Annotated in this window: 21 protein-coding genes; 14 read left to right on the top strand and 7 right to left on the bottom strand. The window is 50.8% G+C overall.

The annotated features are described in order from the left end of the window. Positions 1-38: 38 nt before the first annotated feature. On the top strand, positions 39-2,057 hold the full coding sequence (gene ligA, locus DES37_RS09445; RefSeq protein ID WP_110025646.1) for an NAD-dependent DNA ligase LigA: 2,019 nt from the start codon (positions 39-41) through the stop codon (positions 2,055-2,057). A 2-nt stretch (positions 2,058-2,059) separates the two neighbouring features. Next, on the top strand, positions 2,060-2,278 hold the full coding sequence (locus tag DES37_RS09450) for a DUF3820 family protein (protein WP_036116220.1): 219 nt from the start codon (positions 2,060-2,062) through the stop codon (positions 2,276-2,278). Here the strand turns inward: DES37_RS09450 and DES37_RS09455 are convergent. Beyond that, positions 2,275-3,288: a bile acid:sodium symporter family protein gene (locus tag DES37_RS09455; protein WP_110025647.1), complete on the bottom strand. Its 1,014-nt coding sequence runs from the start codon at positions 3,286-3,288 to the stop codon at positions 2,275-2,277. The genes DES37_RS09450 and DES37_RS09455 overlap by 4 nt on opposite strands. 137 nt (positions 3,289-3,425) lie before the next feature. Here DES37_RS09455 and DES37_RS09460 point away from each other — a divergent pair, with 137 nt between their 5' ends. Continuing rightward, positions 3,426-4,361 (top strand): LysR family transcriptional regulator, encoded by a 936-nt coding sequence (locus tag DES37_RS09460; protein WP_110025648.1) that lies wholly within the window; start codon positions 3,426-3,428, stop codon positions 4,359-4,361. On the opposite strand, the gene DES37_RS09465 is transcribed toward DES37_RS09460, so the two are convergent. Together DES37_RS09465 and acpH are read right to left on the bottom strand one after the other, a co-directional pair. After that, positions 4,358-4,723: a FlxA-like family protein gene (locus tag DES37_RS09465; RefSeq protein WP_110025649.1), complete on the bottom strand. Its 366-nt coding sequence runs from the start codon at positions 4,721-4,723 to the stop codon at positions 4,358-4,360. The two genes, DES37_RS09460 and DES37_RS09465, sit on opposite strands and share 4 nt — an antisense overlap. A gap of 129 nt (positions 4,724-4,852) precedes the next feature. Continuing rightward, complete coding sequence (gene acpH, locus DES37_RS09470) at positions 4,853-5,434, bottom strand: ACP phosphodiesterase (protein ID WP_110025650.1); 582 nt, start codon at positions 5,432-5,434, stop codon at positions 4,853-4,855. 95 nt (positions 5,435-5,529) lie between these two features. Between acpH and queA the strand changes: the two genes are divergently transcribed. The 5 genes from queA to secF all read left to right on the top strand — a co-directional run bounded on the left by queA (position 5,530) and on the right by secF (position 11,114). Further along, positions 5,530-6,600: a tRNA preQ1(34) S-adenosylmethionine ribosyltransferase-isomerase QueA gene (gene queA / locus DES37_RS09475; protein WP_036116207.1), complete on the top strand. Its 1,071-nt coding sequence runs from the start codon at positions 5,530-5,532 to the stop codon at positions 6,598-6,600. Positions 6,601-6,774: 174 nt separating this feature from the next. Continuing rightward, positions 6,775-7,902, top strand: a complete 1,128-nt coding sequence (gene tgt / locus DES37_RS09480; protein ID WP_036116196.1) for a tRNA guanosine(34) transglycosylase Tgt — start codon at positions 6,775-6,777, stop codon at positions 7,900-7,902. Between the two features lie 22 nt (positions 7,903-7,924). Beyond that, positions 7,925-8,257 carry a preprotein translocase subunit YajC gene (gene yajC / locus DES37_RS09485; protein WP_036116194.1) on the top strand — a complete coding sequence of 111 codons (333 nt, stop codon included), beginning with the start codon at positions 7,925-7,927 and terminating at the stop codon, positions 8,255-8,257. 27 nt (positions 8,258-8,284) lie between these two features. Beyond that, positions 8,285-10,132 (top strand): protein translocase subunit SecD, encoded by a 1,848-nt coding sequence (secD, locus tag DES37_RS09490; protein WP_072007008.1) that lies wholly within the window; start codon positions 8,285-8,287, stop codon positions 10,130-10,132. A gap of 10 nt (positions 10,133-10,142) precedes the next feature. Beyond that, entirely contained in the window at positions 10,143-11,114 is a 972-nt protein-coding gene (gene secF, locus DES37_RS09495; protein WP_036116190.1) for a protein translocase subunit SecF, read from the top strand. 273 nt (positions 11,115-11,387) lie between these two features. Here the strand turns inward: secF and DES37_RS09500 are convergent, their stop codons facing one another. After that, positions 11,388-12,245: a nucleoside-specific channel-forming protein Tsx gene (locus DES37_RS09500; RefSeq protein ID WP_036116188.1), complete on the bottom strand. Its 858-nt coding sequence runs from the start codon at positions 12,243-12,245 to the stop codon at positions 11,388-11,390. A gap of 363 nt (positions 12,246-12,608) precedes the next feature. Further along, entirely contained in the window at positions 12,609-13,178 is a 570-nt protein-coding gene (locus tag DES37_RS09505) for a DUF3251 domain-containing protein (RefSeq protein ID WP_170123752.1), read from the bottom strand. 150 nt (positions 13,179-13,328) lie between these two features. On the opposite strand from DES37_RS09505, the gene nrdR reads away from it, so the two are divergent. The 6 genes from nrdR to pgpA all read left to right on the top strand — a co-directional run bounded on the left by nrdR (position 13,329) and on the right by pgpA (position 17,523). Next, a complete protein-coding gene (gene nrdR / locus DES37_RS09510) occupies positions 13,329-13,778 on the top strand; it encodes a transcriptional regulator NrdR (protein ID WP_036116183.1) in 450 nt (149 codons plus the stop codon). Positions 13,779-13,781: 3 nt separating this feature from the next. Beyond that, the gene (ribD, locus tag DES37_RS09515) at positions 13,782-14,894 is read left to right on the top strand and encodes a bifunctional diaminohydroxyphosphoribosylaminopyrimidine deaminase/5-amino-6-(5-phosphoribosylamino)uracil reductase RibD (protein ID WP_036116181.1); all 1,113 of its coding nucleotides are present in this window, start codon (positions 13,782-13,784) and stop codon (positions 14,892-14,894) included. Positions 14,895-15,034: 140 nt separating this feature from the next. Further along, positions 15,035-15,505 carry a 6,7-dimethyl-8-ribityllumazine synthase gene (gene ribH / locus DES37_RS09520; protein WP_036116180.1) on the top strand — a complete coding sequence of 157 codons (471 nt, stop codon included), beginning with the start codon at positions 15,035-15,037 and terminating at the stop codon, positions 15,503-15,505. Positions 15,506-15,527: 22 nt separating this feature from the next. After that, positions 15,528-15,947: a transcription antitermination factor NusB gene (gene nusB, locus DES37_RS09525; RefSeq protein WP_036116178.1), complete on the top strand. Its 420-nt coding sequence runs from the start codon at positions 15,528-15,530 to the stop codon at positions 15,945-15,947. A gap of 99 nt (positions 15,948-16,046) precedes the next feature. After that, positions 16,047-17,024 carry a thiamine-phosphate kinase gene (thiL, locus tag DES37_RS09530; protein WP_110025652.1) on the top strand — a complete coding sequence of 326 codons (978 nt, stop codon included), beginning with the start codon at positions 16,047-16,049 and terminating at the stop codon, positions 17,022-17,024. After that, the gene (gene pgpA, locus DES37_RS09535; RefSeq protein ID WP_036116173.1) at positions 17,002-17,523 is read left to right on the top strand and encodes a phosphatidylglycerophosphatase A; all 522 of its coding nucleotides are present in this window, start codon (positions 17,002-17,004) and stop codon (positions 17,521-17,523) included. The genes thiL and pgpA overlap by 23 nt, the downstream gene beginning before the upstream one ends. A gap of 171 nt (positions 17,524-17,694) precedes the next feature. Here pgpA and DES37_RS09540 read toward each other — a convergent pair whose 3' ends face one another. After that, complete coding sequence (locus tag DES37_RS09540) at positions 17,695-18,669, bottom strand: aldo/keto reductase (protein ID WP_036116171.1); 975 nt, start codon at positions 18,667-18,669, stop codon at positions 17,695-17,697. A gap of 75 nt (positions 18,670-18,744) precedes the next feature. Continuing rightward, positions 18,745-20,607 (bottom strand): 1-deoxy-D-xylulose-5-phosphate synthase, encoded by a 1,863-nt coding sequence (gene dxs, locus DES37_RS09545; protein WP_036116170.1) that lies wholly within the window; start codon positions 20,605-20,607, stop codon positions 18,745-18,747. Positions 20,608-20,645: the final 38 nt, after the last annotated feature.

Consider the following 20,645-nt stretch of genomic DNA (forward strand, 5'->3'; position numbering starts at 1 on the left):
CCCCGCTAGTCGGGGGTTTTTTATATTGATGGTGTGTTATGGAACCTATCGAACAAAAACTCAATCAACTGCGAACCACTCTTCGCCATCACGAATACCTTTATCACGTTATGGATGCCCCGGAAGTTCCGGATGCCGAATATGATCGGCTGATGCGTGAATTACGTGAACTGGAAAGCGCACACCCTGAAAAAGTAACCCCTGACTCCCCTACCCAGCGGGTTGGAGCTGCGCCGTTAACTGCTTTTACTCAGGTCACTCATGAAGTTCCCATGCTTTCGCTGGACAACGTATTCGATGAAGAGAGCTTCCTGGCTTTCAATAAACGTATCCGCGACCGCCTGAGTGACACCCAGGACGTTGTGTACTGCTGTGAACTGAAACTGGACGGTCTGGCTGTCAGTTTGCTGTATGAAAATGGTGTGCTGGTTCAGGCGGCGACCCGTGGTGATGGTACTACCGGGGAAAATATTACCGCAAATGTCAAAACTATCCGTGCCATTCCGTTGCGCCTGCAGGGCGACAACATTCCTGCACGCGTGGAAGTGCGTGGTGAAGTCTTCTTACCACAGGCTGGTTTCGAGAAAATTAATGATGAAGCGCGTCGCACTGGCGGGAAAGTGTTTGCTAACCCGCGTAATGCTGCAGCCGGTTCATTACGCCAGCTTGATTCCCGTATTACCGCGAAGCGGCCACTTACTTTCTTCTGCTATGGCGTGGGTGTGCTTGAAGGTGGTGAGCTTCCTGCGAGCCATATGGCGCGTTTGCAACAGTTTAAAGCCTGGGGCTTGCCTGTAAGCGACCGCATTCGGTTGTGTGATTCGCCGGAAGCTGTACTGGCGTTTTATCGTCATGTCGAAGAAATTCGCCCCCACCTTGGTTTTGATATCGATGGCGTGGTGATTAAAGTGGATTCTCTTGCGCAGCAAGAACAACTGGGGTTTGTGGCACGAGCTCCACGCTGGGCGGTGGCATTTAAATTCCCGGCTCAGGAACAGATGACGACGGTGCGTGATGTCGAGTTTCAGGTAGGGCGTACAGGGGCAATCACTCCGGTGGCTCGCCTTGAGCCGGTACAGGTTGCCGGGGTGCTGGTCAGCAATGCTACGTTGCACAATGCCGATGAAATTGAACGTCTTGGCCTGAGAATTGGCGACACCGTGGTTATTCGCCGCGCAGGTGATGTAATTCCACAGGTTGTGAACGTAGTGCTCTCAGAACGCCCGGAAGAGACCCGTGAAATTGAGTTCCCGGCGCACTGCCCGGTGTGTGGCTCAGATGTCGAACGGGTTGAAGGCGAAGCTGTAGCGCGTTGTACTGGTGGTCTGATTTGTGCTGCACAACGTAAAGAAGCACTGAAGCATTTTGTCTCGCGTCGTGCACTGGATGTTGATGGCATGGGCGATAAAATTATCGACCAGTTGGTGGAAAAAGAGTACATCGATAACCCGGCTGACCTGTTCACGTTGTCTGCCGGAAAACTTACCGGTCTTGACCGCATGGGGCCGAAATCGGCGCAAAATGTAATTAATGCACTGGAAAAAGCAAAACAAACCACCTTTGCCCGCTTCCTGTATGCGTTGGGGATTCGCGAAGTTGGCGAAGCAACAGCGGCAGGTCTTGCGGCTCATTTTGGCACACTGGAGGCGCTAATGGCGGCTTCGGTTGAGCAGTTGCAGCAAGTCCCGGATGTCGGCATTGTGGTTGCCACTCATGTGCACAACTTTTTCCTGGAACAGCGCAACCGGGATGTCATTGAACAACTGATTCATAAAGCGGGTATTAGCTGGCCAGACCCGGTAGTGGTGAAGCCTGAAGAGATAGACAGCCCCTTCGCCGGGAAAACAGTCGTGCTTACTGGCTCGCTAAGCCAAATGTCCCGTGATGACGCCAAAGCGCGCCTGGCGGCATTGGGGGCTAAAGTCAGTGGTAGTGTTTCGAAGAAAACCGACCTGGTGATTGCCGGTGAAGCAGCAGGTTCCAAGTTGCAGAAAGCACAGGAGCTTGGCATTGAGGTTATTGATGAAGCCGAAATGCTCCGCTTATTGGGTGTATAACAATGGATAAAGCCCAACTGGTTGAGGTTGCCAATACAGTGATGCCGTTTGGCAAATACAAAGGGCGGGTACTGATTGACCTGCCCGAGGAGTATTTGTTGTGGTTTGCCCGCAAGGAAGCTTTTCCTGCCGGGCAACTCGGCGAACTGATGTCGCTGGCACTGTTGATTAAAACCGAAGGGCTGACTTCCCTGGTGCAGCCCTTACGCCGCCCTCGCTAACCTTCCATTACCGGGCGGGCCGTTTTCTGGCTCGCCAGATGGGTTTCCTGCTCAGCTTTGCGTTTATACCGGCGTGCCAGCATAGCGCATGTCATTAGCTGGATCTGGTGAAACAACATCAATGGCAGCACCATGATCCCAACAGTTGCTGCCGGAAACAGAATATTCGCCATGGGAATACCATTTGCCAGGCTCTTTTTCGAACCACAGAACACAATAGTGATTTCATCTGCTTTATTAAACCCGGCACGGCGGGCAACCTGAATATTCACGAAGATAACAATAGCCAGTAATACCAGGCTGCTGCCGATAATAAACAGCAGGCTGCCCAACCCCACCTGGTGCCAGATACCATGGGTTACGGCTTCGCTGAATGCGGTGTAAACCACCAGTAATATGGAAGTCTGGTCTGTTTTGCCAATCCATTTTTTATGGCGGGTAACAAAGCCGGCTGTCAGTGGGCGAGACAAGTGTCCCAGAACAAATGGCAGTAACAATTGCAGCATAATTGAACCCACCTGGTGCAGGGTGGAACCACTTGAGCCGTGTACATTCATCACCAAACCGACCAGTAACGGCGACAGGAATATCCCTAATAGACTGGATGCTGAAGCGGAACAGACTGCCGCAGCAACATTACCGCCAGCCAGCGAAGTAAACGCGATAGCGGATTGGACTGTGGCGGGCAGAATACACAGGTAGAGAAAACCGTTATACAACTCCGGGCTGACTGGAAAGGGAGCCCACCAGGCAAATAACACGCCCAGTATTGGGAATAAGACGAACGTGCTGCACATTACCCACAGGTGCAAACGCCAGTGGCTGCCGCCGGCCATAATCGCTTCGCGGGAAAGCTTGGCACCATGCATAAAAAACAGCAGGGCAATTGCCGCATTAGTCAGCCCATCGAAAAAGCCCACATAAAGCCCTTGTGCAGGCAAAAAGGTGGCTAACAGCACTGTACATACCAGTGTCAGTGTAAAAGGGTCGAGTATGCGCAGTATTTTCATCAGGATAACCTTCTTAATATTTAATGCCTTGCACATAGTGGCAAAGCAATGAGAACGCAAAGCTAACAGTCAGGATTGTGCCGGGTTATCTTTAAGAAATAAAATTGATTGGTTTCATGAATTCATGAGGAAGTTAAATGAATTATACTCTGCGCCAGTTACGTATCTTCGTGGCGGTTGCCCGTACCCAGAGTTTTAGCCGTGCCGGGGAAGAAATTGGCCTGAGCCAGTCGGCTGTCAGCCATAGCGTTAAAGAACTCGAGCTGGCGCTGGAAGTAAAATTGCTGGACCGAACCACCCGCGAAGTGGTCCTGACTGAAGCCGGGCAACAAATGGCGATGCGCCTGTCACGCGTGCTGGATGAGCTGCACAGTGTGTTACTCGACAGCCGTGCTCACAGTTACACCTTAAGCGGCATTGTCAGAGTGGCTGCCAGCCAGACGATTTCAGCACACCTAATGCCGCAGTCTATCGCACAAAGCCAGCGGCAATTTCCCGACATCACCTTCATGCTGCATGACCGCCCGCAACAGTGGGTGCTGGAAAGTGTGCGCCAGGGGGAAGTTGATTTCGGCATTGTGATTGATCCCGGTCCAGTCACTGATTTGCTGTGTACCACAGTGTTATCAGAACCGTTTTTTTTATTGTGCCGCCGTGACAGCGCACTCAACCAGAAAGCCAATATTCTCTGGCAGGATCTGGCAGGGCAGGCTCTGGTTTTGCAGGACTATGCTTCCGGTAGCCGGCCACTCATTGACGCGGCGTTTGCCGGGCAAAATATTGAACCACATATTGTTCAGCAAATAGGGCACCCGGCAACACTTTTTCCAATGGTTGAGGCGGGTATTGGTATCAGTATTTTGCCTGCGCTGGCACTGCCACTTCCGGGTGGAGACTCACTGGTTGTCAGGCAACTCAGTCCGGTTATTGAGCGCAAAATTATGCTGATTCGGCGTAAGAATCGCTCATTATCAGCTGCCGCCGAGGCAATTTGGTCGGTGATAGCAGAACAGGCCTGTCAGCTTGACCAGGCCCGGGAAAACGATCCTTTGTATCAACCAGGATCGGGTTAAACGTAAATATCAATCTTGTTTGTAGCAGAAGGATAATTTACGCCTTCAGCTTTTTTCTCCGCCTGAACCTGATTCTGGGTCTGGTTTTGAGTCTGGCTGTTTGTCGCTTTTTGAGCCTGTTGCTGCTCAAGCTGCGCCAGTTGCGCTTGCAACATTTCGATCTCGGACTGAATAAGCTCCTGTTGCTTCTCTTTCGTATCTGCATCTGCATCAGAGCTGGACAGATCTTTCAGCTGTTGCGTGAGTTGAGTGATCTGCTGACGAATTCGACTGATTTGCCCCGATACATCACTACCGGATGAACCCGATGAACTGTAGCTACTCTGCACAGCTGACGTCACAGACGAGCTGATGGTGGACATTTTTTTCTCCTTTTTTTCGCAATAACCAGAATGAATATCGGCATTCTGCCTCTGAGCTTGAGTTATCTGGTTTCAAAGCTTGCGTGGGGAAGGGGAAAACAACCTGCCACCAGTACGGCTGAGTCGCTTTTACAGCTGCTTATTCCGGGCTTTTTCCATCATGGCCGGGTAAAACTGCCAGAACAAGGTTTCCAGTTGCGGGTAACAGGTATCCAAATCCTGCCAGGAGTCACGCAAACTCGCCAGGCGCGGGCGGCGATTAGCCATCCCATTCAGCACTGAAGCAATAAACCCCATATCACTGTAGCGTTCCAGCCAGCGCTCAGCCCAAAGATACTGGTTAAGGTTAACAAAACGCTCTGGTGAATCTGGCAATACAGGGGTAATGGTTTCCCGTGCGTGATCAATAAAATCAGTCAGTGCAAATTGGGGCGATAGCTGAGCCCAATGGCGGGAAAGAAAGTGATCCCACATGACATCCAGACTGACAGGCGCAACTCGGCGGGTTTGCGGGCGAAACCACGAACAGGCCAGCTTCACTTCAGGCAAGTTATCGGTAAAAACATCAATACGCCGGTGCAGGTGAATACCTGCTGATAATGCAGGCGAATAAATACCATCTGGCTTACCGCGAACAAAATCAGCCATCAAATTACCAGGCAGCGAACTCTCGGCGAGGTGCGCCAGGTGTAAATGTGCAAGAAAATTCATAACACCACTCTGTAACGGATTTGCGGCTGGTGGTTGCAGGGAAACGCCCCTGGCACTAGACTAAGCCGCCTGTTTTTAAGTCTAAGTGAAGAGCCATGCGTGTTGCCGATTTTTCTTTTGAATTACCCGAATCTTTAATTGCCCACTACCCACAAGCCCAGCGCAGTGCCTGCCGGTTACTGTCCCTGGACGGGCCGACGGGTGCTCTCACGCACGGTACTTTCACCGACTTGCTCGATAAACTCAACCCCGGTGATTTACTGGTGTTCAATAACACCCGCGTGATCCCGGCTCGTTTATTTGGCAAAAAAGCCAGTGGCGGCAAAATTGAATTGCTGGTTGAACGGATGCTGGATGAGCACCGTGTGTTGGCACATATTCGGGCATCCAAAGCCCCGAAACCTGGCGCAGAGCTGTTGCTGGGAGATGACGAGAGCATTAAAGCAACCATGGTGGCACGCCATGATGCATTATTCGAAGTGGTATTTGAAGAAAGCCGCCCGGTACTGGATATCTTAAACCAGATTGGGCATATGCCGTTGCCGCCGTATATCGACCGGCCAGATGAAGAAGCAGATAAAGAACTTTATCAGACGGTATACAGTGAGCGCCCGGGGGCAGTTGCGGCACCTACTGCTGGCCTGCATTTTGATGAGCCTCTGCTGGCAGCGTTACGTGAGAAAGGTGTGGAAATGGCCTTTGTGACGTTACATGTGGGGGCGGGGACTTTCCAGCCAGTGCGGGTGGACAGCATCGAAGACCACATTATGCATTCCGAATATGCCGAAGTGCCGCAAGAAGTCGTTGATGCCGTTCTGGCAGCTAAAGCGCGTGGTAACCGGGTGATTGCCGTAGGTACCACCTCTGTGCGCTCACTGGAAAGTGCGGCCACGGCAGCAAAAGAGGCGCTGATTGCGCCTTTCTTCGGCGACACTCAAATCTTTATTTACCCGGGTTACCAGTATCAGGTCATCGATGCGCTGATTACCAACTTCCACTTACCCGAATCCACTCTGATTATGCTGGTTTCTGCTTTTGCGGGTTACCAGCACACCATGCATGCCTACCATGAGGCTGTAAAATCCGAGTATCGCTTTTTTAGCTATGGGGATGCGATGTTTATCACGTACAATCCCGAAGCCATCAATGAACGGCCAGGGAAATAACCTGTAGTAAGGTTCCTGGTGTTTTGCCAGCCAGACGCTTCGCGTAGTGCTATGCGGAGCGTTTTTGTCTCTGGCGGGCCTTGCCTGAAACCAGGCGAAAAATGACAGCCCACAAGCAGCACTACTGCTTGTGGTGGATTAACCATCAGATTGTGTCTCTGATGCGGAGGATATGTGAAATTTGAATTAAAAAACACCGATGGCCGTGCCCGCCGCGGTAAATTGGTGTTCGAACGTGGGGTAGTGGAAACCCCCGCATTTATGCCTGTTGGCACTTATGGCACGGTAAAAGGTATGACACCGGAAGAAGTCGAAGCCACTGGTGCACAAATTATTTTGGGCAATACCTTTCACCTGTGGCTGCGTCCTGGCCAGGAAATTATGAAACTGCATGGCGATTTACATGACTTCATGCAGTGGAAAGGCCCGATCCTGACAGATTCCGGTGGTTTCCAGGTATTCAGCCTCGGCGACATTCGCAAGATAACTGAAGACGGTGTGCATTTCCGTAATCCGATCAACGGCGATCCGATTTTCCTCGATCCAGAAAAATCAATGGAAATTCAGTATGATCTCGGTTCTGATATCGTGATGATCTTTGATGAATGTACGCCTTACCCGGCCGACTGGGATTATGCGAAACGCTCCATGGAAATGTCACTGCGCTGGGCGAAGCGTAGCCGCGACCGTTTTGATTCCCTCGGGAACAAAAACGCGTTATTTGGCATCATTCAGGGCAGTGTTTACGAAGATTTACGAGATATCTCCGTTAAAGGACTGGTAGAGATAGGTTTTGATGGCTACGCTGTCGGCGGCCTGGCAGTGGGTGAGCCAAAAGCAGATATGCACCGTATTCTGGAACATGTTTGCCCACAAATTCCTGCGGATAAACCTCGCTACCTGATGGGTGTAGGGAAACCGGAAGATCTGGTGGAAGGCGTTCGTCGCGGTATTGATATGTTCGACTGTGTCATGCCGACACGTAATGCGCGTAATGGTCACTTGTTTGTGACCAATGGTGTGGTGAAAATCCGCAATGCGAAGTACAAGAGTGATACTGGCCCGCTGGATGAAGAGTGTGATTGCTACACCTGTCGCAATTATTCACGCGCGTACTTGCATCATCTTGACCGTTGCAACGAAATACTGGGTGCTCGTCTCAATACGATTCATAACCTGCGCTACTATCAGCGTTTAATGGCTGGTTTACGGCAGGCTATTGAAGAGGGTAAATTAGAGCACTTCGTTGTGGATTTTTACCAACGTCAGGGTAAGCCCGTTCCACCTTTGAATGTTGATTAATTAAATAAATGAGGGATTTTTAATGAGCTTTTTTATTTCTGATGCGGTAGCGGCAACTGGTGCGCCTGCTCAGGGCAGCCCGATGTCACTGATTCTGATGCTGGTGGTATTCGGCCTGATTTTCTATTTCATGATTCTGCGCCCACAGCAAAAACGTACGAAAGACCATAAAAAACTGATGGACTCTATCGCGAAAGGCGATGAAGTGCTGACTAATGGCGGGCTGGTAGGTCGTGTAAACAAAGTGGGCGAAAATGGCTATATTTCCATTGCGCTGAACGATACCACTGAAGTTGTTATCAAACGTGACTTTGTCGCAGCTGTCCTGCCGAAAGGCACTATGAAGGCGCTGTAATCTTCTGTTTTCCCAAAGGGAACTGCCGTGTTAAACCGTTATCCTTTGTGGAAGTATATTATGCTGGTCGTCGTACTCATCGTCGGCCTGCTGTATGCGCTTCCCAACCTTTATGGCGAGGATCCGGCTGTTCAGATCACTGGTGCGCGCGGTGCCGCCGCCAGTGAGAAAACGCTGGACCAGGTCCTGTCTGAATTTAAAAAAGATAATATCACCGCGAAATCTGTGGCGTTGGAACAAGGGGCGATTCTTGCCCGCTTTGATTCAACAGATACCCAGTTACGCGCCAGGGAAGCACTGGTAAGTGCATTAGGCGATCAATATGTTGTTGCGCTGAACCTTGCGCCAGCCACACCGCGCTGGCTGTCTGCCATTTCTGCAGAGCCGATGAAACTCGGTCTTGATTTACGTGGTGGCGTACACTTCCTGATGGAAGTGGATATGGATACTGCGCTGGGCAAACTGCAGGAACAGAATATTGATACACTGCGTAGTGATTTGCGTACCAAAAATATTCCTTACTCCAGTGTACGCAAAACCGATAACTACGGGCTCAGTATTACCTTCCCTAACTCATCCGCACGCGATGAAGCCATTTCTTACCTCACACCGCGCCACCGTGACTTAGTGATTTCCAGCCAGGGTGACAACGGGTTACGTGCAGTAATGAGCGATGACCGTCTGCGTGAAGCCCGTGAGTACGCCGTACAGCAGAACATCAACATTCTGCGTAACCGTGTAAACCAACTGGGTGTTGCGGAGCCGCTGGTTCAACGCCAGGGTTCAGACCGCATTGTGGTTGAGTTGCCCGGGATTCAGGATACCGCGCGTGCAAAAGAAATTCTGGGTGCAACAGCAACGCTGGAATTCCGTCTGGTGAATACCAGTGTGGATCAGGCTGCTGCGGCTGCCGGGCGTATACCGGGTGATTCAGAAGTGAAATATACCCGTGAAGGCCAGCCAATTGTGCTGTACAAACGCGTGATTCTGACCGGTGACCATATCACTGACTCCACGTCGAGCATGGACGAATACAACCAACCGCAGGTGAATATTTCACTGGATAGCGCGGGCGGGAGCATTATGTCTAATTTCACAAAAGATAACATTGGCCGCCCAATGGCGACGCTGTTTGTGGAATACAAAGACAGTGGTAAGAAAGATGCAAATGGTCGTGCCATTCTGGTGAAACAGGAAGAAGTTATCAACGTGGCGAATATTCAGTCGCGTTTGGGTAACAGTTTCCGTATTACCGGGATAAGCAACCCAACAGAAGCTCGCCAGCTTTCACTGCTGTTGCGTGCCGGTGCGTTGATTGCGCCAATCCAGATTGTTGAAGAAAGAACCATTGGGCCAACCCTTGGGATGCAAAACATCCAGCAGGGTCTGGAAGCGTGCCTGGCTGGTTTGGCTATTTCCATCATCTTTATGATTTTCTTCTACAAGAAATTCGGCCTGATTGCGACATCTGCTCTGCTGGCTAACCTGGTGTTAGTTGTCGGGATTATGTCCTTGTTGCCTGGTGCGACACTGACAATGCCTGGTATTGCGGGGATCGTGTTAACCCTTGCGGTGGCCGTTGATGCGAACGTTTTGATTAACGAACGTATTAAAGAAGAAATGAGTAACGGTCGTACAATACAACAGTCCATTGATGAAGGTTACAAAGGTGCGTTCAGCTCGATTTTCGATGCGAACATTACCACCCTTATCAAGGTCATTATCCTGTACGCCGTGGGCACCGGGGCAATCAAGGGCTTTGCAATTACCACTGGTATTGGTGTGGCAACGTCAATGTTTACCGCAATTGTCGGTACCCGCGCCATCGTGAACCTGCTGTATGGCGGCAAACGCGTCAAAAAGCTGTCTATCTGAGGAGTGCGTTGTGGCACAGGAATATACTGTTGAACAATTGAACCACGGCCGTAAAGTCTGGGACTTTATGCGCTGGGATTACCTGGCCTTCGGCATCTCTGGTTTGCTGCTGGTTATTTCCCTGGTTGTAATGGGGGTTCGTGGGTTTAACTGGGGTCTGGATTTCACCGGTGGTACGGTGATTGAAATTAACCTCGAAAAACCTGCAGATATGGATCTGATGCGCTCTGCTCTGCAAAAAGCGGGTTTTGTTGACCCGTTATTGCAAAACTTTGGTAGCAGCCGCGACATCATGGTTCGTATGCCGCCAGTGCATAACGCTAATGGCAGCCAGGAACTGGGTAATAAAGTGGTTAGTGTAATTAATGAAACCACTCACCAACAGGCAACGGTAAAACGTATTGAGTTTGTTGGCCCAAGCGTAGGTGCTGATTTGGCGCAGAAAGGCGGTATGGCATTGTTTGCTGCGCTTATCTGTATCCTTATCTACGTGGGTTTCCGTTTTGAATGGCGTCTGGCTGCCGGGGTTGTTCTGGCACTGGCGCACGACGTGGTTATCACCATGGGGGTTCTGTCTCTGTTTCACATTGAGATAGACCTGACTATTGTGGCCTCGTTGATGTCGGTTATCGGTTATTCACTGAACGATAGCATCGTGGTTTCTGACCGTATTCGTGAAAACTTCCGCAAGATCCGCCGCGGTACACCTTACGAAATTTTTAACGTGTCACTGACCCAGACGCTGCACCGTACTTTGATTACGTCCGGTACCACTTTGATGGTTATTTTGATGCTGTATCTCTTTGGCGGCCCGGTGCTGAAAGGCTTCTCGCTGACCATGTTGATTGGTGTCACCATCGGTACGGCATCATCTATTTATGTGGCTTCTGCGCTGGCTCTGAAACTGGGCATGCGTCGTGAGCATATGCTGCAACAGAAAGTTGAGAAAGAAGGGGCGGATCAACCGCGCATTCTGCCTTAACCCTGCTTTGTTGTTGGCTGGTAAAAACCACGGTGGTTAAACACCGTGGTTTTTTTTGCCTGTTACACCAGGGTTGGCAAGGGGAATAACAAACAGCTTACGCTTGATGAGTGCTGGCTACGGGGAATAAATCCTTTGGCACAGTCTGGTGGTAAACAGAACAGCAGGTAAAAGAAATGAAGTGAAGAATAAATGCGAATTAAAGCTCAGGAGGAAAATCTCACCCCATGCCCGCCTGGCAGGCACAGGGTGAGGGGGAATCACATTCTGTTATCAGAAGTTATAACCCACAACCAGGTAATAGCCCCAGCCAGTTGATTTCACGTTGAAATCACCTTTACCGAAGTTCAAACCTGCACCATCATCCCATTGGCCGCCGTTATGGAAATAACGGGCAACAACAGAATAATGCCAGTGGTCATAGTTCAGTGCCAGAATGTGGCTGGAAGCAATTGAGTTGCTGGTACGGTTAGGTTCATCACCTAAATCGGAACCCCAGTCAAAGTTGGTGAAACCGATATAAGTCAGCTTACCGCCCCACAGGTCAGTAATCGGAACAAAGTATTTCACTTTGAAGCGATAACCATCCCATTCGTTCTCATTCGCTGCCAGGTAGTTCTGCCATTGGTATTTGGCATAAATGTTCAGAGACAGTCCCATTGGCAGGCCGGTATCGATATCGGTACCTAAACCCATATACCAGGTGCTCTGACGACCAGATTTATTCCGGCCCATATCGTAGATGTAGTTATTGGCAAAATACCACTCTTTGAACGGCCCAAAACTCAGGTCGGTTCCGGTTAGCTTATCGATGGAAAAGCGTGGTTCGATTTCCATAAAAAGCGGGGAGCCGTGGTTCCAGATACCCTGAGAAGTGGAGTTGCCACCAAAGAAGCGGGGTAAATCCACATAGCCATAGAAATCAAAGAAGTCTTTTTTGGCAAAAGCTTCATATTCCAGGTATGTGTCATTACGGAGTTGTGGCCCAAAGCGTGTGTGGTAACTGCCCACCACGTTAACACTCTGATGCCACCAGTCTGAGAGGTATTCACCACTGTTGTCTGCAGCCTGTGCAGATACAGTGTAAGAAAGTGCGACAGCTGCGCCTGCCGCTAAAAGTGTTTTTTTCATGTAGTGACCACTGTTTTAGATGTCGCAAATGCATGGGAAGGCAGTTGCTATTGCCAGATATGTTTGTTTTTTAGCACGTCACAATTCTTATTCTGCCTCACAAATATATGTTTAGTTAATATAACTTGCATAAGCGAAATCGATTGCGTTCACGTTTGTGCTAATAAAACAACGAAATTCTATCTGGTTTAATTTTACAGTCCAATACAAAATACTTTTTGCTGAAGCATTCCTGCAATAAGCTTAAATGTTTGCGTCAAAAATGTGACTTATATCTCGTTTTGGGCTGTAGGGGAGAGTTGCGGGTGGAAAAATTGCAGCCAGCAAGATAACCGGGCTCGTGGCTGCATAAGGCAAAGAGGTTTATTGCGCAGTGCCAGGTGTACCTGTACTGGCGTCAGATGGCCCCAGCCCATGAATACGGATAAAGCCAACATCGCTGAGTTGGGTGTCTGGCAAGTGAATGGCGAGATCAATGTCAACCGGTGCTGACAGCGCGGCAGGTGCCTGAAATTGCAGTGAGTGGGTATTCACTTGCTGGTAATGCTCAAGTGTGCCAGAGAGCTTTCCCCATACCAGATTGCCGTTAAATGCCGGTAAACCTTTATCACCATCCCGGTGGACATGAATATAAACCGTGACACCATTTCCTGTTGGCCCGACACGGGACAGTGTGAAGGTTAATAACCCCAACTGGCTGGTAAGCCGGGCTGGTGTGTTTGCCCCCGGGATTAACCAGGTGCCTTCAGTTGAGCGGGCATTCAGTGCGTTCTGCCAGGCGACATCCCGGGTTTCTGTTTGCAGTGTGCGCATTTCGTGGCTTAACGTTTGTACGTCCTGGTGCACACTGGTGACTTCGGCCTGAGGTGTGCAACCACTTACCATCAATGTGGTGACCAGGATAAATAGCCCTGACTGGTAACAGGTTTTCATAGGAAAATGATCCATAATAACGAGGTTATGTTCAGGGTAGCGGGCGCGTAATGAAAGGCATAGCGCCTTTATCTCAAATCATCCGGGTTTGTCGTCTGAAAACTCCAGGGTAAACTATCCAACTATTGCAACAATCAATCAGGAAGCCTTATGCATTGCCCATTTTGTTCTGCAGTGGATACGAAAGTCATCGACTCGCGTTTGGTGAGTGAAGGCTCATCTGTGCGGCGTAGGCGGCAGTGTCTGGTATGCAATGAACGCTTCACCACCTTTGAGGTGGCGGAGCTGGTTATGCCGCGCGTAGTGAAAAGTGACAATGTGCGTGAGCCCTTCAACGAAGATAAGTTGCGCAGCGGTATGCAAAAAGCGCTGGAAAAACGCCCAGTGAGCTCAGACGACATTGAAATGGCGCTGAATCATATTAAGTCACAACTCCGGGCTACAGGGGAGCGTGAAGTCCCAAGTAAAATGATTGGTAATCTGGTGATGGACCAGTTACGCAAGCTCGATAAAGTCGCTTATATTCGTTTTGCTTCTGTCTACCGCAGCTTTGAAGATATTCGCGAATTTGGCGAAGAGATTGCCCGCTTACAGGATTAAATAATGCACGATGAAGGCTACATGGCCAGGGCGTTAGAGCTGGCGCGCCGTGGTCGTTTTACCACCCATCCTAACCCTAATGTTGGCTGTGTGATTGTGCGAGATGGTGAAATCGTCGGTGAAGGTTTTCACTACCGTGCAGGCGAACCTCATGCCGAAGTGCACGCTTTGCGTATGGCAGGGGATAAAGCTCGTGGCGCAACAGCATATGTTACGCTTGAGCCATGCAGCCATTACGGGCGAACCCCGCCTTGTTGTGAAGCCCTGGTCGCTGCAGGTGTCAGCCGGGTTGTTACGGCTATGCAAGACCCAAACCCGCAAGTCGCCGGGCGCGGGTTGTATCATTTGCAGCAGGCTGGTGTGGATGTCAGCCATGGGTTAATGAATAGCGAAGCTGAAGGTCTTAACCGTGGTTTTTTAAAACGTATGCGTACTGGTTTCCCCTGGATACAGGTGAAACTTGGGGCGTCACTGGACGGGCGCACAGCTATGTCCAGCGGGGAAAGCCAGTGGATTACTTCACCGCAATCACGCCGTGATGTGCAGCGTTTGCGTGCGCAGAGTGCCGCTATTCTTTCCAGCAGCGCGACAGTTCTGGCTGATGACCCTGCGCTGACTGTTCGCTGGCAGGAACTTGGCGCTGATACACAACGTATTTATCCTCAATCGGCTTTGCGCCAGCCTGTCCGGGTGATTATCGACAGCCATAACCGCGTGACTCCGGCTCACCAGCTTATCAGCCAGCCAGGGCAAACCTGGCTTGCCAGAACAACAGCGGACACACAACCATGGCCGGAGGCGGTGGAACAGTTAGTGTTACCTGAACATAAAGGGCATCTGGATTTAGTCGCTTTGATGATGCAACTGGGCCAGCGCCAAATTAATAGTGTGTGGGTGGAAGCCGGCGCACAACTTTCCGGCGCATTATTACAGGCAGGCCTGGTGGATGAGCTGATTGTCTATATGGCGCCAAAACTGCTGGGCAATGATGCTCGTGGGCTGTGCGCATTACCGGGGCTGACCATGCTGGCCGATGCGCCACAGCTGGTTTTCAGCCAGGTTCGCCAGGTTGGGCCAGACCTCTGCCTGCATTTGGTGCCTGATACCAGTCACTGAGTCAGGAATATGCGCTTTGCCAGAATGCCAGCAAAGAGATGGCATTCAGTGCATAAGGCGCATAAAAGTAAGCAGTGCCTGAAAGATTATGATAAAATCCGCCCCCCTGCGGGGGCCACACAAAACTCGTAAGGAAGAGTATGAACATTATTGAAGCTACCGTTGCTACCCCGGACGCTCGCGTCGCCATCACAATCGCGCGTTTTAACAACTTCATCAACGACAGCCTGCTGGACGGTGCCATCGACGCCCTGAAACGTATTGGTCAGGTAAAAGATGAAAATATCACCGTGGTTTGGGTCCCGGGTGCGTATGAGCTGCCTCTGGCTGCTGGCGCACTGGCGAAAACCGGCCGTTATGACGCGGTTGTTGCTCTGGGTACTGTTATCCGTGGCGGTACTGCCCATTTTGAATATGTTGCAGGTGGTGCAAGCACTGGCTTGTCTCATGTCGCGCAGGATAGCGAAATTCCGGTAGCCTTCGGTGTTCTGACTACCGAAAGTATTGAGCAGGCAATTGAGCGTGCTGGTACGAAAGCCGGTAATAAAGGTGCAGAAGCTGCCCTGACCGCGCTCGAAATGATCAATGTATTGAAAGCCATTAAGGCCTGATTTTTTTAGTAAGGGGAATTCCGTGAAACCTGCTGCTCGTCACCGCGCCCGTGAGTGTGCCGTCCAGGCGCTTTACTCCTGGCAGTTGTCCCAGAACGACATCGCAGATGTTGAATACCAGTTCCTGGCGGAACAGGACGTGAAAGATGTCGACGTCATGTACTTCCGTGAACTGCTGGCCGGGGTGGCGAATAACAGCGCATATCTCGACGAGCTTATGAAGCCTGTATTATCTCGCCAGCTCGAAGAGTTGGGTCAGGTGGAAAAAGCGGTACTGCGTATTGCGTTGTTTGAACTGTCTAAACGTGATGATGTCCCATATAAAGTGGCCATCAATGAAGCGATTGAACTGGCTAAAACGTTTGGTGCAGAAGATAGCCATAAGTTTGTTAACGGTGTTCTCGACAAAGTAGCGCCTCAGGTGCGCCCACACCGGAAATAAGTTTGATACATGGCGTGTTGTCTTGTAAGGCAGCACCAGCATTGTTGTCATTGGCCGGGTTTCCCGGCCTTTGTTTTTTTATCTGTTGAGGCTTTTTGTATGGCTTGCGGTGAATTTTCGTTAATAGACCGCTATTTCAATCGTGTCAGCAGTTCGCGGCGGGATGTGGAAACAGGTATTGGCGATGACTGTGCCTTACTGGTTGTTCCTGAACGCCAGACCCTCGCGATCAGCACTGATACGCTGGTGAGTGGTATTCATTTTCTTCCTAATATGGCGCCTGCCGATATTGCCTGTAAAGCACTGGCGGTAAATATTAGTGACCTTGCGGCAATGGGGGCAGACCCTGCCTGGCTTACTCTGGCACTAACCCTGCCAAATGTAGACGAGAGCTGGCTTGCCGCTTTCAGTGACAGTCTGTTCGAGCAACTCAGTTACTATGATATGCAGTTAATCGGTGGGGACACCACGAAAGGCCCTCTGGCGATGACTCTGGGTATTCATGGATTTGTTCCTCATGGCAGAGCGTTGAAGCGCAGTGGCGCACGCCCGGGAGACTGGATTTACGTGACCGGTACACCTGGCGACAGCGCTGCCGGGCTGGCAATTCTTCAGAAACGTTTGCAGGTGGAAGATAAGGTCCATGCTGACTGGCTGGTGAGCCGGCATCTGCGCCCTAAACCGAGGATTCTTCACGGCCAGGCGTTACGGGATCTGGCCAGCAGTGCTATCGATCTTTCCGATGGCCTGATTTCTGACCTGGGTCACATACTGAAAGCCAGTGGCTGTGGTGCCCGCCTGGAGCTGGATAACCTGCCGCTTTCTGACGCACTCAAAGCCAGTACTTCAATGGAGCAGGCGCAGGAGTGGGCGCTGGCCGGAGGGGAAGATTACGAGCTATGCTTTACGGTGCCGGAAGTTAACCGTGGAGCGCTGGACGTGGCAATTGGTCATTTAGGCATTCCCTGGACTTGTGTAGGGCAAATGACCGTTGCCAGCGACGGGCTGATGCTGATGCAACAAGGAAAGCCGGTACAACTGGAGTTACATGGATATGACCACTTTGCAACCATCTGAGAAAGCCGCGGCCAAACGTCGCCTTAGGTTATCCAACCCCTGGCATTTGTTGGCGACCGGTTTTGGCAGTGGTTTAAGCCCGATAGTCCCAGGCACGATGGGGTCCCTTGCATCTATTCCTTTCTGGTATTTGCTGAGCTTCCTGCCCTGGCAACTGTATGTTCTGGTGCTAATGTTAGGGATCTGCATTGGGGTCTATTTATGCCACGTAACGGCTCGTGACATGGGGGTTCATGACCATGGGAGTATTGTGTGGGATGAATTCATCGGCATGTGGATAACCCTGATGGCACTCCCCACCAATGACTGGCGCTGGGTGGCAGTAGGGTTTGTACTGTTCCGTATTTTCGATATGTGGAAACCCTGGCCCATCCGCTGGTTTGACAAAAATGTGCATGGCGGCATGGGCATTATGGTAGATGACATCGTTGCCGGGGTTATCGCTGCTGCAGCACTGTATTTATGTGGCCATTACTGGCCCATTGGTTTACTGAGCTGAGCTCTGAACCAGCCCCTGTAACCGGGGGCTGGTTCATATTGATGAAAAAGAAGGAAAAAGCGTGGTTTTCCTTCTTTTTAGTTGGCAGCTGAAAATCAATGAATTGATTTTCTTGGCTTTTTATTGGGTGACATCCTCTCGTTCTGTGCGGACATGAGGTTGTGCCGATAGTTAACGAAAGCCAACTACATGATGCGGCTGGTAAGGTGTTTCCAGCTCGGCAATATCTTCTTCACTGAGTTTCAAATCTACAGCATTCAGTAAGTCTTCAAGCTGCTCTTTGCGCGATGAGCCAATAATTGGTGCGGCAACCCCTCGTTTACTTAACAACCATGCCAGAGCCACCTGGGCACGGCTGGCTTCTTTGTCGCGGGCGATTGCGGCCACTCTCTGGGCAATTTGTTCGTCATTCGCTTCACTGGACTGATACAGACTTTTACCGAACTCATCAGATACTGAACGGGCTGTATTTTCTCCCCACGGGCGGGTTAAACGCCCGCGAGCCAGTGGGCTCCATGGTATAACGGCAACGCCCTGGTCGTAGCACAATGGCAGCATATCCCGCTCTTCTTCACGCTGAATCAGGTTGTACTGGTCCTGCATGGTAACAAACTCGTTCCAGCCGTGCTGGCGCTGGGTGAACAGTGCTTTAGCAAATTGCCAGGCATGCATGGATGATGCGCCAATAAAGCGCGCTTTGCCGGACTGAACGACATCGTGCAGTGCTTCAAGGGTTTCTTCCAGTGGCGTGTTGTAGTCCCAGCGGTGGATTTGCAACAGGTCTACATACTCCATTCCAAGGCGTTTCAGGCTGTCATCAATAGAACGCATAATTTGCTTGCGTGACAGGCCTTCGGTTAAATCGCCTACAGGGAAGTAGACTTTGGTGGCGACGACGACATCTTCCCGGCGAGCAAAGTCACGCAATGCCCGGCCAACGATTTCTTCACTACTGCCATCGGAGTAGCTGTTGGCAGTGTCGAAAAAGTTAATACCCCGGCCAAGGGCGTACTGAATCAGGTCGCGGCTGCTTTCTTCTGGCAAGGTCCAGGCGTGTCGCCCACGCTCTGGTTCACCAAATGTCATGCAACCAAGACACAAACGGGAAATGCGAAGGTGGGTTTTACCCAGCGTGGTGTATTCCATGACTCCTCTCCTGCAATGAGAAAAAGTTTGCTTTAAGCATAGCAGGAGAGGAAAGGAGAGCAGTAAAAGACAGTTTTATCCGAGCCATGTACGGATGCGTTGTGTAATACCCGGGCCATCAAGACCAAGAGCACTACGGGCTTCATCCTGTGTCGCCTGCGGAATAAAGGTATCTGGCAGCCCCAGGTTCAGAACAGGAACCGGTTGGCGGTGTGCCATCAGAACGTCATTAACCCCACTGCCGGCACCCCCCATCACCGCATTTTCTTCCAGCGTGACCAGTGCAGAATGGCGGCTTGCCAGTTCCAGGATCAGGCTTTCGTCCAGAGGTTTCACAAAGCGCATATCCACCAGGGTGGCATTCAACTCCTGCGCAGCATGCTCAGCCTCTGGCAACAGTGTGCCAAAGTTCAGAATCGCAATATCCTTGCCTTCCTGTAACAGGCGGCCTTTACCCAAAGGCAATACTTCCAGCGGTGTAAGTGGAACACCACGCGCGTTGCCTCGAGGGTAACGCACTGCAGACGGCCCATCTTTGTAGTGATAACCCGTGTGCAGCATCAGGCGGCATTCGTTTTCATCACTCGGTGCCATAATCACCATGCCCGGAATGCAGCGCAGGAAACTCAGGTCAAACGCGCCCTGGTGTGTTGGACCATCGGCACCAACAATACCAGCCCGGTCTATGGCGAACAGCACCGGCAGTTTCTGAATGGCAACATCATGAATCAACTGGTCGTAAGCACGTTGTAAAAATGTTGAATAGATGGCGACGACCGGGTTATAGCCACCAATTGCCAGGCCTGCCGCAAAAGTTACGGCGTGCTGTTCAGCAATGGCGACATCAAAATACTGGTCAGGATACTGGCGGGAGAACTCGACCATGCCGGAACCTTCCCGCATGGCTGGCGTAATCGCCATCAGCTTGTCATCCTGTTTGGCTGTTTCGCATAACCAGTTACCAAAAATTTTCGAATAACTGGGCTGAGTGGCAGTCGCTTTTGGCAGTGTGCCGCTTTGCGGATCGAATTTAGGTACCGCATGAAATGAAATGGGATCTTTTTCAGCCGGAGCGTAACCACGGCCTTTCTTGGTCATAATATGCAGAAATTGTGGCCCTTTCAGGCTGCGCATATTTTTCAGGGTGCTCACTAACCCTGCCACATCATGGCCGTCAACCGGGCCAATATAGTTAAAGCCCAGTTCTTCAAACAAGGTTCCGGGAACCACCATGCCTTTAATATGTTCTTCAGTGCGTTTCAGTAATTCTTTAATAGGTGGTACACCAGAGAACACTTTCTTACCGCCTTCTCGCAGGCTGGAGTAGAGCTTGCCAGACAACAATTGTGCAAGGTGGTTATTCAGCGCGCCCACGTTTTCTGAAATCGACATTTCGTTATCGTTGAGAATAACCAGCATGTCGGATTTGATGTCACCCGCATGGTTCATCGCTTCAAACGCCATACCTGCAGTGATGGCGCCATCGCCAATAACACACACAGTACGGCGGCCTTTGCCTTCTTTTTCTGCGGCAACAGCAACGCCCAGCCCGGCACTAATCGAAGTGGATGAGTGCCCGACGCTTAACACGTCGTATTCACTTTCTTCGCGCCACGGGAAAGGGTGCAGCCCATCTTTCTGACGAATGGTACCAATGTTATCGCGGCGGCCAGTGATAATTTTATGTGGATATGCCTGGTGACCGACATCCCAAATCAACTGGTCAAACGGTGTGTTATAGACATAGTGCAGGGCCACTGTCAGTTCAATGGTGCCCAGGCCCGAAGCAAAGTGCCCACTGGAGCGGCTGACACTGTCCAACAAATAGCGGCGCAGTTCATCACACACTTTAGGCAGACTTTCGCGTGGTAACAGCCGTAACTCTTGCGGGGAGTCAACCAGCGCCAGGGTCGGGTATTTGGCAATATCAAAACTCATCAGAGACTCATATGGTAATAATGGGAAACAGGATACCG

Source organism: Mangrovibacter plantisponsor (assembly GCF_003182475.1).
GTDB classification, from domain to species: domain Bacteria; phylum Pseudomonadota; class Gammaproteobacteria; order Enterobacterales; family Enterobacteriaceae; genus Mangrovibacter; species Mangrovibacter plantisponsor.